This window comes from Rhizobium sp. UFLA01-1127, assembly GCF_059803845.1.
Genome location: NZ_JAUQTZ010000033.1, coordinates 19393 through 35626, shown reverse-complemented (window position 1 = coordinate 35626; position 16234 = coordinate 19393). Strand labels below are relative to the sequence as shown.

Annotated in this window: 14 protein-coding genes; 5 read left to right on the top strand and 9 right to left on the bottom strand. The window is 60.7% G+C overall.

Annotated elements, in window-relative coordinates:
• Positions 1-140: 140 nt before the first annotated feature.
• From Q4Q11_RS10985 to ureG, 4 genes are all read left to right on the top strand, one after another.
• Positions 141-1001, top strand: a complete 861-nt coding sequence (locus tag Q4Q11_RS10985) for a GGDEF domain-containing protein (protein WP_498569504.1) — start codon at positions 141-143, stop codon at positions 999-1001.
• Between the two features lie 78 nt (positions 1002-1079).
• Positions 1080-1583 carry an urease accessory protein UreE gene (gene ureE / locus Q4Q11_RS10980; RefSeq protein ID WP_498569503.1) on the top strand — a complete coding sequence of 168 codons (504 nt, stop codon included), beginning with the start codon at positions 1080-1082 and terminating at the stop codon, positions 1581-1583.
• A 6-nt stretch (positions 1584-1589) separates the two neighbouring features.
• Positions 1590-2276, top strand: a complete 687-nt coding sequence (locus Q4Q11_RS10975; protein WP_498569502.1) for an urease accessory protein UreF — start codon at positions 1590-1592, stop codon at positions 2274-2276.
• A 202-nt stretch (positions 2277-2478) separates the two neighbouring features.
• Positions 2479-3090 carry an urease accessory protein UreG gene (gene ureG, locus Q4Q11_RS10970; RefSeq protein ID WP_113336670.1) on the top strand — a complete coding sequence of 204 codons (612 nt, stop codon included), beginning with the start codon at positions 2479-2481 and terminating at the stop codon, positions 3088-3090.
• 38 nt (positions 3091-3128) lie between these two features.
• On the opposite strand, the gene Q4Q11_RS10965 is transcribed toward ureG, so the two are convergent.
• From Q4Q11_RS10965 to Q4Q11_RS10935, 7 genes are all read right to left on the bottom strand, one after another.
• Positions 3129-6473, bottom strand: coding sequence for an efflux RND transporter permease subunit (locus Q4Q11_RS10965; protein WP_498569501.1), 3345 nt, complete (start codon positions 6471-6473; stop codon positions 3129-3131).
• Between the two features lie 14 nt (positions 6474-6487).
• Positions 6488-7678, bottom strand: coding sequence for an efflux RND transporter periplasmic adaptor subunit (locus Q4Q11_RS10960; RefSeq protein WP_498569500.1), 1191 nt, complete (start codon positions 7676-7678; stop codon positions 6488-6490).
• A gap of 493 nt (positions 7679-8171) precedes the next feature.
• Positions 8172-9140, bottom strand: a complete 969-nt coding sequence (locus Q4Q11_RS10955; RefSeq protein WP_112503640.1) for an ABC transporter substrate-binding protein — start codon at positions 9138-9140, stop codon at positions 8172-8174.
• A gap of 56 nt (positions 9141-9196) precedes the next feature.
• Complete coding sequence (locus tag Q4Q11_RS10950; protein ID WP_498569499.1) at positions 9197-10330, bottom strand: ABC transporter permease; 1134 nt, start codon at positions 10328-10330, stop codon at positions 9197-9199.
• Positions 10327-11214, bottom strand: coding sequence for an ABC transporter permease (locus tag Q4Q11_RS10945; RefSeq protein WP_498569498.1), 888 nt, complete (start codon positions 11212-11214; stop codon positions 10327-10329). Before Q4Q11_RS10945 ends, Q4Q11_RS10950 begins: the two co-directional genes overlap by 4 nt.
• A 2-nt stretch (positions 11215-11216) precedes the next feature.
• Positions 11217-11552: a DMT family transporter gene (locus tag Q4Q11_RS10940; protein WP_498569497.1), complete on the bottom strand. Its 336-nt coding sequence runs from the start codon at positions 11550-11552 to the stop codon at positions 11217-11219.
• A 9-nt stretch (positions 11553-11561) separates the two neighbouring features.
• Complete coding sequence (locus Q4Q11_RS10935; RefSeq protein WP_112503651.1) at positions 11562-12353, bottom strand: ABC transporter ATP-binding protein; 792 nt, start codon at positions 12351-12353, stop codon at positions 11562-11564.
• Between the two features lie 124 nt (positions 12354-12477).
• On the opposite strand from Q4Q11_RS10935, the gene Q4Q11_RS10930 reads away from it, so the two are divergent.
• Positions 12478-12891 (top strand): cupin domain-containing protein, encoded by a 414-nt coding sequence (locus Q4Q11_RS10930; protein ID WP_112503654.1) that lies wholly within the window; start codon positions 12478-12480, stop codon positions 12889-12891.
• A gap of 135 nt (positions 12892-13026) precedes the next feature.
• Here Q4Q11_RS10930 and hydA read toward each other — a convergent pair whose 3' ends face one another.
• Both hydA and Q4Q11_RS10920 read right to left on the bottom strand, forming a co-directional pair.
• Positions 13027-14481, bottom strand: coding sequence for a dihydropyrimidinase (gene hydA, locus Q4Q11_RS10925; protein ID WP_498569496.1), 1455 nt, complete (start codon positions 14479-14481; stop codon positions 13027-13029).
• Positions 14482-14731: 250 nt separating this feature from the next.
• Positions 14732-15985: a Zn-dependent hydrolase gene (locus Q4Q11_RS10920; RefSeq protein WP_112503660.1), complete on the bottom strand. Its 1254-nt coding sequence runs from the start codon at positions 15983-15985 to the stop codon at positions 14732-14734.
• Positions 15986-16234 lie beyond the last annotated feature (249 nt).

The following is a 16234-nucleotide window of genomic DNA, read 5'->3' as shown; positions in this document are numbered from 1 at the left end:
AGCCGATTTTGCAAATAGCGGGTCCCGGCTGTTCACAACTTGGGAAACGCATCGCATTTTAATGATTGCGTTAAAGTGCTGGAAGCTCCTTCACCCCTATCTCACATGATCGAAACGGTAGGCTGAGGAAGGTGAATCGCATGAAACAATGGATTTCGCTGCAGGCCGAGCTCGGTAACTTTCAGCAACGGCGTGCGATTTTTATTTTCGCGCTTAAGATGAGTTTTGCCGCCGTCATCATGTCGCTTGCGATCATCATCACGATGCTGTTCGTGCTGGACTGGTGCAATCTTCTGCCGGTGCCGATTCTGGAGGCGATGTGCTTCGGGGTCCTGATGGCATGGATCATCGGGGGGACGGTTTCCGGTGTGCTGGCGGTACTGACGGGCTTTTCCATCCACAAGCTTGCCGTCTCCCACGCCGAGTTCGAGCGGCTGAGCCGGACCGATATGCTGTCCGGCCTGCTCAATCGTCGTGCTTTCACCGAAGCGCTGAATCGGGCGGGCGAGGGCGCGTCGCTGGCAATCTTCGATCTTGACCGCTTCAAGACGATCAACGATCGCTTTGGGCACGCATCCGGCGACGCTGTAATCGTCGCCGTCTCGCAGATGTTTTCCAACGCCTTCACCGGAGAAGACGTGATCGCCCGGCTTGGCGGCGAGGAATTCGGCGCCATCATTCACGGCGGCGATACGGCCGAACGCATTGCTCGTATCGAGGAAATCAAGGAGCGGATTGCCGAATGTCCGGTCCTCGTCGAAGGCGGTTCAGTGAAGATCACCATCTCCGCCGGAGTTGCCGACCTAGGCAGCGACCGCAAGGCGGAAGGCGTCTATGCAGCAGCCGACAAGGCGCTCTATCTCGCCAAGACGCTTGGCCGCAACCGCGTCATGCACGAGTGCGAGCGGCTTTCGCAGGTTTGGCATCGCTGCGCCACGGAGCAGGAACGGGAAGCGGCGGCGGATGTCAGGGAACTGCAACGCTATGTACAGCGGATGTAAGGCTCCGGCGCGTCATTGATGCTTGCGCGGAAGGCGACTATTTTGCATGGTCCGACAAAGTATTCATCTGGAACAGCCATGCTACGCGTCACCTCCTATCTGCCGGCCGGCACCCCTTCCTCCAATCCGATCGATCGCGTCGTCCTGCCGCACGATCTGCGCCACCTGCGCCGCAAGCTGCTGCATCTCGAAAATGGCGAGATGGTCATGCTCGATTTGAAGGAGCCGGTGCTGTTTGCCAGCGGCGATCTGCTGGTGCGCGAGGATGGCGAGCTGATCGAGATCGTTGCGGCGGACGAAAAGCTTTTCGAAATCCGCCCGCGTGACCGCCGGCATCTGATCGAGCTTGCCTGGCATCTGGGCAATCGGCATCTTTCCGCTCAGATCGAGGAAGAGCGTATCCTGATCCTGCGCGATCATGTGATCCGTTCGATGCTCGAAGGGCTGGGTGCGACGGTGACCGAAGTCAGCGAGCCTTTCCAGCCTGCGCGCGGCGCCTATCACTCTCATGGCGGCCATACGCATGGCCAGGACCACCATCATGATCACGGGCACGATCATCACAACCATTCGCATGATTGAACCGCGATGACCGATACGGCGGTTACGGATAATCGCGATCTGCAGGCGCTCCTGCGGCTGATGGCCTGGCTGTCGCCCGCGTTTCCGGTGGGATCGTTCGCCTATTCCAGCGGTCTCGAGCGCGCTGTCCATGACGATCTTGTGTGCGATAGCATAGGATTGAGAGACTGGATCTCAGCGCTTATCCAGAATGGTGCGGTGTGGAATGACGCAGTCCTGCTGGTCGAGGCGCATCGGGCGGGTTCGGATACAAGGCGGCTTGCGGCCGTTGCAGAACTTGCCGAGGCGCTGGCCGGCTCGAAAGAGCGGCATAACGAGACCATGCTGCTTGGAGATGCCTTTCTTTCGGCTGCTTCCGCCTGGCCACATGAGATCTTTTCCACGCTCCCGGCAAGAATGGCCTATCCGGTTGCGGTCGGCGCCATTGCCGGCGCACATGGCATTTCAGTGGAAAAGGCGGCTGCCGCCTTCCTGCACGCGCTGGCCTCGCAGATGGTATCTGCCGGCATTCGCCTTGGCGTCAGCGGGCAGAAAGATGGCGTTGCCATTCTGGCACGGCTGGAAGATCTCTTTGCAGATGTTGCGCGACGGGCGGCCCGATCCAGCCTCGATGATCTCGGCGCTGCGACGGTGCAGGCGGATATTGCGAGCTTGCGCCATGAGATCCAGCGTACGCGGCTCTTCCGCTCATGATGCATACGAAAATACCGCAACCGAAGCACCACCTACGTCATTCGCCGCTGTGCGGCGGTCAGGTGCTTCGCTATGATAGAGCTATTCCGCTTTTCCTCGAATCGCGAAAGCGCTCTATCCCCTTGTTTTTGCGCAATTCCGGACGGAAAACTGCTCCGAACTTTTCCTGGAATTGCTCTGTTGCTTTATCGGAGTTGCAAGCATGAAATCGAAACATGGACCCTTGCGCGTCGGCATCGGCGGCCCGGTCGGTTCCGGCAAGACGGCATTGACGGAGAAGCTGTGCAAGGCGATGCGTGACGATTATTCCGTCGCTGTTGTTACCAACGACATCTATACGACCGAGGACGCCGAAGCGCTGGTGCGTATGCAGGCGCTGCCATCCGACCGCATCGTCGGCGTCGAGACCGGCGGATGCCCGCACACCGCGATCCGCGAGGATGCGACGATCAATCTGCAGGCCATTGCCGGTCTGAACGAGCGGCTGCCCGATCTCGACGTCGTCTTCATCGAATCCGGTGGCGACAATCTGGCAGCGACTTTCTCGCCCGATCTTGCCGATATCACCATCTATGTGATCTCGGTGTGCCAGGGGGAGGAAATTCCGCGCAAGGGCGGTCCCGGCATCACCAAATCCGATCTTCTCGTCATCAACAAAAAGGATCTGGCGCCCTTCGTCGACGTCGATCTCGACGTAATGGACCGCGATGCGACCCGGATGCGCCAGACGCGTCCTTTCGTCTTTTCCGACATGAAGCGGGGCGAGGGCGTCAGCAAGATCGTCGATTTCCTGAAGGAACAGGGCGGCCTCTGAGCCGCCCCGTCACTATCATTTCATCTGCTGAAACTGGCCTATTCTGCCGCGAAGGGCGGCAGCTTCAGGACATTCGTGCCCACGGACCTGCCTCTGCCATCCTTGTTCTCGATGATCTCAAGCCGCTCCTCCAGACTGGTGAGCGACTGACGGTTTTCGTTGACGGCGGCCGCCAGGCCTTCCTTGGTGACCACCTCGTCATCCACATCCTTCTTGCCGACAAGCCTGCCAAAGAGATAGCCGAGCAGGCGGGACAGGTCGTCCATGATCAGGAAGAAGGACGGCACGACCACCAGGCTGAGCACGGTCGAAACGATGATGCCGCCGATCACGGCAATGGCCATCGGGGCGCGGAACGAGCCGCCTTCGCCGACGCCGAGGGCGGATGGCAGCATGCCGGCCGACATGGCGATCGAGGTCATGATGATCGGACGGGCACGCTTGCGGCCGGCCTCGATGACCGCTTCCAACCTCGGCATGCCCCGATGCATCATCTCGATGGCGAAATCGACCAGCAGGATTGCGTTCTTCGTCACGATGCCCATCAGCATGAGAATGCCGATCATGACAGGCATGGAAAGCGCATTGCCGGTCAGGATCAAGGCCAGCGCCACGCCGCCGATCGCCAAGGGCAGCGACAGCAGAATGGTGAAAGGCTGGATCACATCCTTGAACAGCAGGATCAGCACGGTCAGAACAAGCATGAGGCCGAGCAGCATGGCATTGCCGAAGCTCTGCTGCATTTCCTTCTGCACCTTGGTGTCGCCGCTTTCCGCCAGATGTACCGTTGCCGGGATCTTGGCGTTGTTGACGATATCGAGGAAATGTTCGGACGCCGTATCAAGTGCCACGCCTTGCGGCAGGTCGGCGCCGATCGCGACGACGCGGAAGCGGTTATTGCGCTTGATAGAGGATAGGCCCTCCGAATAGTCGATGTCGGCGACGCTCGACAGTGGCACGGTGGGGCCGGCGGACGCCTGTCCGGTGGTGCCCATGGACGTCTTGATGCGCAAGGCACGGATCGCCGCCAGATCGCGGCGCATGCCGAGGGAGGCCTGAACGCGGATCGGGATCTGGCGATCGTCGAGCGAGATCTTCGCGAGCGAAGCGTCGATATCGCCGATGGTCGCCACGCGGATCGTGTCGGAAATCATCTGCGGCGTGATGCCAAGGCGCGCAGCCTCGTCCTTGCGCGGATAGATCTGCAGTTCCGGCCGCGGCAGGGCGCCGTCGGCGCTGACGTTGGCGAGCGCCGGATCTGTACGCAGCTTGGCTTCCAGGATGCCGACGGCCTGGTTCAGATCCTTTTCGCTGCGCGAGAGGAAGTTATAGGTCAGGTCGCGATCGCCACGATCGTTCAGCTTGGTAATGCGGACGTCGGGAATCGAGCGCAGCTTGGCAAAGACTTCCTTTTCGATCTCCCATTGCGGACGTACGCGGCCATGGGCGGTAACCTTTGGCAGGTGGGGACCAATGATGGGCAGCGAATCGAGGACGTCGTTCACCAGCTTTTTGGCCAGCGACTGGTCGAGTTTGCCGAGCGTCAGCGTCACCGTAGCGCGGCGCAATTCCAGGTCGCCCTTCGGCGAGGCGCCGCCGAGCACGAAGACACTGTCAACGCCGTCGATGTTCCTGACGCGGCGATAGATCTCGTTTGTCGCCTGTTCGGTATCGTCGAGCCGGGCGTTCGGCGGCAGTTCCGCCGACAGCACGATGCGCGAGGAGTCTTCCGGCGGGATGAAGCTGCCGGGGACAAACATGATGAGGGCGAAGACCGAAGCGACAGAGAAGGCGAAGGCGGCAAGCAGCGTCGGATAACGCGTATACCAGCGCTTCGTCGTCTGCCGTACCAGCCAGGTATAACCGCGCATGAAGCGGCCGTCATTGTCGTGATGATCGTGGACACCGTCTTCGGCGCGCATCAGATAGGCGGCCATCATCGGCGTGATCAGACGTGCCACCAGCAGCGAGAAGAACACCGAGAAGGCGACGGTGAGGCCGAACTGGATGAAGTACTGGCCCGGGATACCAGGCATGAAGGAGACGGGCACGAAGACGGCAATGATGGTGAAGGTCGTCGCGATAACCGCCAGGCCGATTTCGTCCGCGGCATCGATGGCGGCGCGATAGGGCGTCTTGCCCATCTTGATGTGGCGCGCGATGTTCTCGATCTCGACGATGGCATCGTCCACCAGGATCCCGGTCGCCAGCGTCAATGCCAGGAAGCTGACGAGGTTCAGCGAGAAGCCGATCTGGTTCATGATCCAGAATGTCGGGATCGCGGAGAGAGGCAGTGCGACCGCAGATATCAGCGTCGCGCGCCAGTTCCGCAGGAACAGGAAAACGACGATGACGGCCAGTATGGCGCCCTCGATCAGCGTGTGCATTGCGGATTCGTAGTTGCCATAGGTGTAGTAGACGGCGTCGTCGATCATCTCGATCGAGACGTTCGGATTCTCCGCGCGCACCTTGTCGAGCGTGTCGGCCACCGTCTTGGCCACGGTCACCTCGCTCGCGCCCTTGGAGCGGAATACCCCGAAGGTGACGACCGGCGTGCTGTTGAACCGCGAGAACGACTTCGGCTCCTGATAGGTGTCCTTGATCGCGCCGAGATCCGAGAGCTTGACGAAGCGGCCGTTGGTGAGCGCGATCGTCGTGTCGGCGAGCTGCGCGACATCGCGGGCGTCGCCGAGCACGCGGATCGCCTGCTCGCTGCCGGCAACCTGGCCGCGGCCGGAGCCGAGATCGATATTGGTGCTGCGAAGCTGCTGGCTCACCGAAAGCGCCGTGATGCCGTAGGCGTTCAGCTTGTTGGGATCGAGTTCGATGCGCACTTCGCGGTCGGCGCCGCCGTAGCGGTCGACACGGCCGATGCCCGCCTTGCCCTGCAGCGCGCGCTTGACGGTGTCGTCCACGAACCAGGACAGCTCTTCGAGCGTCATGTTCGGCGAAGAAACGGCAAAGCTCTGGATCGCCTGACCCGCAACGTCGACCTTGGAGACGATCGGCTCGTCGATCGTTGAGGGAAGGTTGCCACGGATGCGGTCGATCGCGTCTTTGGTATCCTGAACGGCCTGCTGGGTAGGCACTTCCAGGCGGAAGATCACGACGGTCTGCGATTGGCCGTCCGTCACGGTCGACTGGATCTCGTCGATGCCGTTGATGCTGGCGACGGCGTCTTCGATCTCCTTGGTCACCTGCATCTCGAGCTCGGCCGGCGAAGCGCCGCTCTGCTTCACGGTGACGTTGACGACAGGCACATCGATGTTCGGAAAGCGGGTGATGGGCAGATTGAAGAAGGCGTGCGCACCCACCACCATCAGCAGGAAGAAGCCGAGGAGCGGGGCGACCGGATTTCTGATGGACCAGGCGGAGAAGTTCATCTTGCCGTTCTCGCTCAGTTGGAGGCTTGCGACGTGTCGCGCACGGGTGTGATGTGATCGCCGTCGCGGACATAGGCACCGGCCTTGGCGACGACGTCGTCTCCGGCCTTCAGACCCTTGATGATCTCGACATAGCCTCCGTCCTGAATGCCGGTCTCGACATTGACGAACTTGACCACGCCGTTTTCGACCTTGCGGGCCGAAGAGCCGTTTTCCTCGCTGTTGACTGCCGTCAGCGGCAGAGCGACACCATCTTCCTGGCGAATGATGATCGCGGCGCTGCCATACATGCCCGCGCGCGCCTTCTCGCCGTCGTCGATCGTGATATGCACCGCGCCGAGACGTGTGACGGAATCGACGATCGGCGCGACGAGGCGGACGGTTCCGGCAAGCTTTTCGCGGCTGCCGGAAAGCGCGATCAAGGCTTTCTGCCCGGTCGAGATCCTGGTGATGTCACTCTCGGACACATCGACAACCAGTTCGAGCTGGCTGTCACGGATGATGGTGAAAAGCGGATCGCCATTGCCGTTGGCGATGGCGCCGATGCGGGCATCGCGCGATGCGACGGTGCCTGAGACCGGGGTCTTGATGCCGGTACGGGCGAGCTTCAGGTCGGTGTCGGCGATCTGGCTGTCGGTGACCTTGAGGTCGGCCTCGGCAACGGCGATCGCCTGTTCTGCGGACACCACACGCGCCTTGTTGGCGGCGGCCGAAGCATTTGCCTGTTCCACAGAGGAGGTCGACATCGTGCCCTTGGCGCCCATGGCGACGGCGCGCACGCGCTGCAACTCGGCCTCTTCCGCATTGGCGCGGGCTTCGGTGAGCTGTGCGTGCAATTGTGCAAGGCTTGCCTCGCCCTTGGCCCGCGTTGCCTGCATCTGGCTTTTCTGCAGGATCAGCGCATCGTCGTTCAGCGTGGCAAGCGTGCTGTTCGCCGTGACCTTGTCGCCGACATCGGCATTAAGAGAGCGGATCGAGAGGCCATCCACCTGCGGCTGGATGTAGACCTCCTCGACGGCCTTCACCGTGCCGGTCGCGACGACCTTGTCGGTCAGATGGCGCATTGCGGCTGTGGTGATGACGATTGCGGGCAGGTTCTGCTTCGGCGTGGTCACGGCGGGCTGCTCTGCCCGGGCGGCCGATGCGGCCAGCAGGGAAAGCAGAATGGCGGTCGTGCTCAGAAGTCTAAACGGCGTGAGGGCCATGCGTCCGGTTCCAGTTTGGCATTTGGTCAAAGGATTTCGCGGTTTTCCGTCGCGAACACGGGAGATCACTGCATGCGAGCCGGCTTCCCGGCGGGATTACCGCACAATTCCTCAAATCGGAATCGACTTAAGGGTAAACTTATGCATCAACTTTAAAGTGTTACGGCGACTTTTGCGCGTCGCATGCGATGCGCGGCGTTGTAATATCCGTCTGTCATGCCTTGCAGCCCCTCATCCTAAAATCGCCCCTGTAAATGGGAGCGGTTTTCAATTCTCGCAAGATCACGAGAAAATGATTTCGCGGGTATTCCTATCGTTTGCAACCATGCGAAGCAATCACGGCATTGTGATGTCAGCATTCGAATAATTGATGGCCGAGGCTTTTCAGCCAATTGCTGCAAGAAAGCCAGCCTTTTGTTGCTGCTGTTACAAAATGAAAAAAAGCGCGGGACCGGAAGCCCCGCGCGTTTCGATGGTGCGCCATGATCTAAAACTATTTCAGAGCAGCGTCCGTGATTTCATGCGTATAGGCGCCAGCCGGCTTCTTGTTGATGATCTTCTGATCGAGCAAGGCTTCGACCGTACGGTCATAGGTCTTCATGTCGAGCTTGCCGTTGCCGATGAGCTTGGCGACTTCGCCTGCCATGCGTTTCTGGTGGCTTTCATTTTGACCGCCATTGTCCATGACGATTTCGGCGGCTTCGTCCGGATGCTCGACGGCATATTTCCAGCCCTTCATCGAAGCGCGGACGAACTTCACCATGTCGGCCTTGAACTTCGCATCCTTCAGCTTGTCTTCCTTGACGTAGAGGCCGTCTTCCAGAAGGTCGTTGCCGAGCTTGGTGTAGTTGAAGACGGTCAGGTCTTCGGCCTTGAAGCCCGCATCGATCGCCTGCCAGTACTCGTTATAAGTCATGACGGAGATGCAGTCGGCCTGCTTCTGGACGAGCGGCTGCACGTCGAAGCTCTGCTTCAGAACATTGACGCCATCCTTGCCGCCGTCGGTCTTCAGGCCAAGCTTGTGCATCCAGGCGAAGAAGGGATATTCGTTGCCATAGAACCAGACGCCGAGGGTATGACCCTTGAAATCCTTCTCCGTCTTGACCGGGCCATCCTTCGGACAGATCAGTTCCAGGCCGGATTTTTCGAAGGGCTGGGCGATGTTGATGAGCGGAACGCCTTTTTCGCGGGCAACCAGCGCACCGCCCATCCAGTCGACGATGACATCGGCGCCGCCGCCGGCGATCACCTGCTCCGGAGCGATATCGGGGCCGCCCGCCTTGATATCGACATCGAGACCTTCGTCCTTGTAGAAGCCCTTGTCCTTGGCAACGAAGTAGCCGCCGAACTGCGCCTGAGCCACCCATTTCAGCTGCAAGGTCACCTTGTCCGCCGCCATTGCGGCCTGGGTGGCGGCAAGCGTCATGGCACTTGCCATCAATGCAAACATTATTTTTTTCATGTCTTCACCCTTTTCCCTCTGGAGTTATGCCTTGATCCCTTGGAAGGGATCCTGGATTACGTCTGCCCACCGCGGATAGACGGATGCCAGAACGTCACCATTCGTTCGATGATGGCGACGATACCGTAAAAGACCGAGCCGGCGATCGCGGCAACCGCGATCTCGGCCCAGACCATATCGAGATTCAACCGGCCGTTTTCGGTTGAAATGCGGAAGCCCATGCCCGACATGGGCGTGCCGAAGAATTCCGCCACGATGGCACCAATCATCGCCAGGGTCGAGTTGATCTTCAGCGCATTGAAAATAAAAGGAGCGGCAGCCGGCAGGCGCAGCTTGAACAGCGTCTGCCAATAGCTCGATGCGTAGGTGCGCATCAGGTCGCGTTCCATGTTGCCGGCTGCGGCAAGGCCCGTCACCGTGTTCACCAGCATCGGGAAGAAGGTCATGATGACGACGACGGCGGCCTTCGACTGCCAGTCGAAGCCGAACCACATGACCATGATCGGTGCGACGCCGATGATCGGCAAAGCCGAGACGAAGTTGCCAATCGGCAGCAGACCGCGACGCAGGAAGGCGAAACGGTCTGCGAGAATGGCAACGACGAAACCGCTGGCGCAGCCGATGATATAGCCGATTAGGACGGAGGTGAGGATCGTCTGGCGCACATCGATCCAGAGCGTCGGAAGCGAGCTGGCGATCCGAGCGCCAATAGTGCTTGGCGGCGGCAGCAGCACCAGGGAAACACCGCCGCCGCGGGTGACGGCTTCCCAGACGATCAGTATCCATATGCCGAAGATCGCCGGGATCAGCAGCCGCAGCGTATAGCTGCCGGCGGCCGACTGCGAGCGCATCGACGACAGGACGGAAACGCAGCGCCAGGCCAGTAGCCAGGCAGCGGCAATCAGAATAAAGAAGGACGCTTGCGCCTTGCCTTCATTGCCGGAAATTCCCGCGAGCAGCAGCCATGCCGCCGCATGCGCGCCGAAGAAGAGGATCGCCGCGTTCAGGTCTTCGGAAAGGTGCATGAAGGATAGGGCGGCGGCCGCGGCAATGAGAATGAAGATGACGAAGGTCGTTCCGCTGCTGAAAGGTGCGGCGGCATCTGCCGCAGCCAGCGGCAAGGCGGGGATCGCCGCAAGACAGAGAAGAATGGCGAATATGCCCTGCCAGGAGAAATGAAAGGATCTCATGCCGTTCTGCCTCCCATCGAGCGCTCGACGATGCGGGCAGCGATGCTGACGATGCCGACGAGAATTGCCGCAAGGACCGAGCCTGCGACCAGCGCCGCCCATATATCGATCGTCTGGCTGTAATAGGAGCCTGCCAAGAGCTTTGCGCCGATGCCGGCGACGGCGCCAGTCGGCAGTTCGCCGACGATCGTACCGACGAGGCTTGCGGCAATCGCGACTTTCATGGACGTGAAGAGGAAGGGTATCGAGGCCGGCACGCGCAGTTTCCAGAAGGTCTGCCAGCTGCTGGCATTATAGGTGCGCATCAGGTCGAGATGCATGATTTCCGGCGAACGCAGGCCCTTCGTCATGCCGACGGTGACCGGGAAGAACGACAGATAGGTGGAAATCAGTGCCTTGGGGATCAGACCATCGATGCCAAGGGCACTGAAGACGACGATGATCGTCGGGGCGATGGCAAGGATCGGGATCGTCTGCGATGCGATGATCCAGGGCATGAGGCTGCGGTCGAGCGCGACGAGATGAACGATGCCGACCGCGAAGAGCACGCCGAGGATTGTGCCGAAGGCAAAGCCGACCGCCGTCGGCGCCAGCGTCACCCACGCATTGTAGACAAGGCTGCGGTTGCTTGTCGGAACCCGCAGGAAGGTGTTTTCGAAGACATTCTGCGCAACCTGATGCGGTGCGGGCAGGGTGGGTTTCGGCTGCGACAGCGTCTTGCCGATGAATTCCATCGCTGTCGGGCTGGCATTGCCGCGCCGGTCCATATCGCGCTGGAACGGCGCATTGAGGATGACGGCGAAGACATACCAGAGCAGGATGATCGCCAGCACGATCGTCGCGACCGGCAGGAACCTGTGCTTGAAGAACTGTTCCTTTTCCATGGTCACGCCCTTCCTTGCGCGGGAAGCAGCATGAGGATCATGGCGACGATGCCAAGGCCCACGCCGGCAAGCTGCTGCAGGCTCAGCCGTTCTCCAAAGACGATGAAGGCGATGACGTTGACGACGACGAGCTGGGCGATGGAGGAGGCGGAGATCGCCAGGCCAAGCCCGCCCTCGCGCATCAGCCGCACCATCATCAGATTGCCGACGCAATAGAGCGCCAGCGACAGGACCAGCACCAGCATATTGTTGTTGGCGATATAGGCGCGCGAGGCTGTGGCACCGCCGATGAAGATCGCCATCGCGCCGACAAGCCAAAGGAGGAATTGCGGGTTCATGGCTCGGTCCTATTCCTCGTAGCTATGTCCGGCCCGCAAGCCTTCCCGGACACGGTGGGCAATTTCCAGGAACTCCGGCGTTTCGCGAATGCCGAGCGGCCGCTCTGCCGGAAGCGTCGATTCGATGACATCGGTGACGCGGCCTGGCCGCGGCGACATGACCACGATCTTGGTCGACAGATAGACGGCCTCCGGTATGGAGTGGGTGACGAAGCAGATGGTCTTGTTCGTCTGCTTCCACAGCTTCAGAAGCTGTTCGTTCAGGTGGTCGCGGACGATTTCGTCAAGCGCGCCGAAGGGCTCGTCCATCAGCAGCAGATCGGCGTCGAAGGCCAGAGCACGGGCGATCGAGGCGCGCTGCTGCATGCCGCCGGAAAGCTGCCAGGGAAACTTGTGTTCGAAGCCGTTAAGATTGACCAGCTCCAGAGTCCGGGCGATGCGCTTGGCCTGCTCTTGCCTGTCATAGCCCATGATCTCAAGCGGCAGGGCGATGTTCTTCTCGATGGTGCGCCAGGGATAAAGGGCTGCGGCCTGGAAGACATAGCCATAGGCGCGAGCCTTGCGGGCGTCTTCCGGCGACATGCCGTTGACGCTGATGTCGCCCGATGTCTTGCGCTCGAGATCGGCGATGACGCGCAGGAAAGTGGTCTTGCCGCAGCCAGAAGGGCCGATGAAGGAGACGAAATCACCCTTGCGCACATCGAGATCGACATTGCTCAGCGCATGCACCGGCCCGTCGTTCGTATTGTAGGTGAGACAGAGATTCCGCGCGGAGACGACGGAGGAAGCGGATGACGTCATTAACACCTACCAGTCCTGTTTTCGCCGCATGGTTGGGGCGGATTGCGTGTTATTCTGTTTGGCATTGCCGCAGTCCGAAGAGGCGAGGACGCCTTGTGGCTGCTGGACAGAGGGGAGCAATGCCATGAGTGTCTCATCGAAGCCCACCTGCCGTGTCGTGCGGCCCGGCAGCACCTATGCCGGAAAACAGGGCCTCAATTATTTCGAAGGGATTGCCGCCGAGACAGTGGGTTCGACGGGGATCTGCATGCATCTTTTGACCATTCCGCCGGGCGCCCGCGCCAAGGCGCATCTTCACGCCTCGCATGAGACGGCGATCTACGCGATCTCCGGCGAGACGCATTGCTGGTTCGGCGAGCGTCTGGAGGAGCACGTCATCGTGCGCGAGGGCGAGATGTTCTATATCCCGGCCGGCGTTCCGCATCTTCCCGCCAACCTCAGCGACCGGCCGGCGACAGCGGTCATCGCCCGCACCGATCCGAACGAGCAGGAAAGCGTGGTCCTGCTGCCGGATCTGGAGCGGTATGTGCCGCGCTAGCGCCGTTTCGCTTTTCTTCGAATCGCGAAAATGCTCTATCTCTTTATTTTCTCGCAATTCCAGACGGAAAATCGCTACGCACTTTTCCTGGAATTGCTCTAGGCGGCCGATGAGCCGAAGCGCCGTGCCCAAGCGTCATACCCCGCTTGCGGGGATGCCGCTGCGCTGCACCTTGCGCGGCGCGGTGACTTCTTTCCAGGTGGAAAGCGCGCGGTTGGCAGCGGTGAACGGGTCGCGCCTGACGAACTCGCCATGGCCTTCTTTCGTTTTGATCGTGCCTTCCTCGATGGCGACGACGCCGCGCGTCAGCGTATAGCGCGGCAGGCCGGTGACTTCCTTGCCTTCGAAGACGTTGTAGTCGATCGCCGACTGCTGAGTCTTGGCGGCGATGGTCTTCAAGCGCTTCGGGTCCCAAACGACGATATCGGCATCGGCGCCGACGAGGATCGCGCCTTTCTTCGGATAGACGTTGAGGATCTTGGCGATGTTGGTCGAGGTGACGGCGACGAATTCGTTCATCGTCAGGCGGCCGGTATTGACGCCGTAGGTCCAGAGCATCGGCATGCGATCCTCAAGACCGCCGGTGCCGTTCGGGATCTTGGTGAAGTCGTTGAGGCCGAAGCGCTTCTGCTCGGTCGTGAAGGCGCAATGGTCGGTCGCGACCACCTGCAGCGAGCCGGAGGCGAGGCCGGCCCAGAGGCTGTCCTGATGCTGCTTGTTGCGGAAGGGCGGCGACATGACGCGGCGGGCGGCGTGATCCCAATCCGGATTGGCATATTCGCTTTCGTCGAGCGTCAGGTGCTGGATCAGCGGCTCGCCATAGACGCGCATGCCCTTCTGGCGCGCGCGGCGGATGGCTTCATGCGCCTGTTCACAGGAGGTATGGACGATATAGACGGGCGAGCCTGCCATGTCGGCGATCATGATGGCGCGGTTCGTTGCCTCGCCCTCGACTTCGGCCGGGCGGGAGTAAGCGTGCGCTTCCGGTCCGTTATTGCCTTCGGCCAGCAGCTTTGCCTGCATCTGCGCGACCACATCGCCGTTTTCGGCATGGACGAGCGGCAAAGCGCCGAGTTCGGCACAGCGCTGGAAGGAGGAGAACATTTCGTCGTCGTCCACCATCAGCGCGCCTTTATAGGCCATGAAGTGCTTGAAGGTATTGATGCCCTTGTCACGGACGACGGCTTCCATCTCGTTGAAGACCTGTTCGCCCCACCAGGTGATCGCCATGTGGAAGGAATAGTCGCAATTCGCCCGGGTGGACTTGTTGTCCCACATGGTGAGCGCTTCGAGCAGCGACTGGCCGGGCGAGGGGAGCGCGAAATCCACCACCATGGTCGTGCCGCCGGCAAGGGCTGCGCGCGTGCCGCTTTCAAAATCGTCGGAGGAATAGGTGCCCATGAATGGCATTTCGAGATGCGTATGCGGATCGATGCCGCCGGGCATGACGTAACAACCGGAAGCGTCAAGCACTTCGTTGCCCGAGAGGTTCTGCCCGATCTCGACGATCCTGCCGCCTTCGACCTTGACGTCGGCCTTATAGGTCAGGTCGGCCGTGACGATGGTTCCACCCTTGATGACTGTGCTCATGGTGTCTGTTCCCTGTTTTGAGATTCTGGCATCCTCGGCGCTCCCTCATCCGGCCCTTTGGGCCACCTTCTCCCCGAAGAGAGAAGGTGAGGCGTGGCGCCATTGGTGCAGCGCAATTTCCGACTGCGCCGGCGGCTTGCTAAGAAAGATGGCGCTGCGGCGGGAATCCCCTTCTCCCCTCGGGGAGAAGGTGCCTGCCCTTCGATCAACTCAGGGGCGGATGAGGGGGATGGCTGGGCGTAGGCCATGATCACGCCACGATCTCCGCCGTCTCTACGACTGCGTGGAACAGCACATCCGCGCCGGCGGTCGCCCATTCCTTGGAGATTTCCTCGGCCTCGTTGTGCGAGAGGCCGCCGACGCAGGGGCACATGACCATCGTGGCGGGCGCGACCTTGGCGGCCCAGCAGGCATCGTGGCCTGCCCCGGAGATGATGTTCATGTGGCTGTAGCCGAGCCTCTCGGCGGCATTGCGCACGGATGCGACGAGCTTCGGATCGAAGGTGACCGGTTCGAAATGGCCGATGGCTTCCACCGAGCAACCGACGCCGAGGGAATCGCAAATCTCTTTCGCTTCCGCTTCGATCCTGGCACGCATGCGATCGAGCTTTGCCTTGTCGGGTGTGCGGATATCGACCGTAAATACCACCTTGCCCGGCAGGACGTTGCGCGAGTTCGGCGAGAAGAAGACCTGGCCGACGCCGCCGACGGCGCCCGGCTGGCTCTCCATCGCCACGCTCTGCACCATCTCGACGATCCGCGACATGGCAAGGCCGGCATTGACGCGCATGGCCATCGGCGTCGAACCTGTATGGGCTTCCTTGCCGGTCAGCGTGAATTCCAGCCACCACAGACCCTGACAGTGCGTGACGACGCCGATCGTCTTGTCCTCTGCCTCGAGGATCGGACCCTGCTCGATATGGTATTCGAAATAGGCGTGCATCTTGCGCGCGCCGACCTCTTCGTCACCGAGCCAGCCAATGCGCTTCAGCTCGTCGCCGTAGGTCTTGCCCTCCGGATCCTTGCGGCCATAGGCATAGTCAAGCGTGTGTACGCCGGCAAAGACGCCCGAGGCCAGCATGGCGGGAGCGAAGCGCGCGCCTTCCTCATTCGCCCAGTTGGTGACCACGATCGGATGCTTGGTCTTGATGCCGAGGTCGTCCATCGTGCGGACGACTTCGAGCGCGGCGAGCACGCCGAGCACGCCGTCATACTTGCCGCCGGTCGGCTGAGTGTCGAGATGCGAGCCGACATAGACGGGCAGCGCGTTCGGGTCGGTGCCGGCACGGGTCGCGAACATCGTGCCCATCTTGTCGACGCCGACGGTCATGCCGGCTTTGTCGCACCAGCTCTTGAAAAGGCTGCGTCCCTCGGCATCGGCATCGGTCAGCGTCTGGCGATTGTTGCCGCCGGCAATGCCGGGGCCGATTTTCGCCATGTCCATTAGCGTATCCCAAAGGCGATCGCCATTGATACGCATGTTTTCTCCTGGCGCTGCCACCATGATGCAATCCTCACCTGTTTGTCCTGGGGCATGCAAGGCGCATGCCCAAATTGTTCCCGTTGGTCTTATTTCAAATTCCCGAGCGCGCGTCTTGTTTTTCTCGCCCGGAAAATCGCCAGTTGCGTTTAAGAAACATCTGACAGATAATTTGACCGATTGGTAAACATTACAACTTCCGTGGCGCGGCTCAAGACGAAAAGAACGAAAATTTCCGATAAAATTTCAGGCGATTGCCCAAATCCGATGCAT

Excerpts from the sequence above, each read along its gene's own strand:
- Q4Q11_RS10985 (WP_498569504.1), top strand. The coding sequence starts at position 141 with ATGAAACAATGGATTTCGCTGCAGGCCGAGCTCGGTAACTTTCAGCAA.
- Q4Q11_RS10940 (WP_498569497.1), bottom strand. The coding sequence starts at position 11,552 with ATGAACCCGCAATTCCTCCTTTGGCTTGTCGGCGCGATGGCGATCTTC.
- Q4Q11_RS10930 (WP_112503654.1), top strand. The coding sequence starts at position 12,478 with ATGAGTGTCTCATCGAAGCCCACCTGCCGTGTCGTGCGGCCCGGCAGC.
- Q4Q11_RS10935 (WP_112503651.1), bottom strand. The coding sequence starts at position 12,353 with ATGACGTCATCCGCTTCCTCCGTCGTCTCCGCGCGGAATCTCTGTCTC.
- ureG (WP_113336670.1), top strand. The coding sequence starts at position 2,479 with ATGAAATCGAAACATGGACCCTTGCGCGTCGGCATCGGCGGCCCGGTC.
- Q4Q11_RS10945 (WP_498569498.1), bottom strand. The coding sequence starts at position 11,214 with ATGGAAAAGGAACAGTTCTTCAAGCACAGGTTCCTGCCGGTCGCGACG.
- Q4Q11_RS10955 (WP_112503640.1), bottom strand. The coding sequence starts at position 9,140 with ATGAAAAAAATAATGTTTGCATTGATGGCAAGTGCCATGACGCTTGCC.
- Q4Q11_RS10975 (WP_498569502.1), top strand. The coding sequence starts at position 1,590 with ATGACCGATACGGCGGTTACGGATAATCGCGATCTGCAGGCGCTCCTG.
- hydA (WP_498569496.1), bottom strand. The coding sequence starts at position 14,481 with ATGAGCACAGTCATCAAGGGTGGAACCATCGTCACGGCCGACCTGACC.
- ureE (WP_498569503.1), top strand. The coding sequence starts at position 1,080 with ATGCTACGCGTCACCTCCTATCTGCCGGCCGGCACCCCTTCCTCCAAT.
- Q4Q11_RS10960 (WP_498569500.1), bottom strand. The coding sequence starts at position 7,678 with ATGGCCCTCACGCCGTTTAGACTTCTGAGCACGACCGCCATTCTGCTT.
- Q4Q11_RS10965 (WP_498569501.1), bottom strand. The coding sequence starts at position 6,473 with ATGAACTTCTCCGCCTGGTCCATCAGAAATCCGGTCGCCCCGCTCCTC.
- Q4Q11_RS10950 (WP_498569499.1), bottom strand. The coding sequence starts at position 10,330 with ATGAGATCCTTTCATTTCTCCTGGCAGGGCATATTCGCCATTCTTCTC.
- Q4Q11_RS10920 (WP_112503660.1), bottom strand. The coding sequence starts at position 15,985 with ATGGTGGCAGCGCCAGGAGAAAACATGCGTATCAATGGCGATCGCCTT.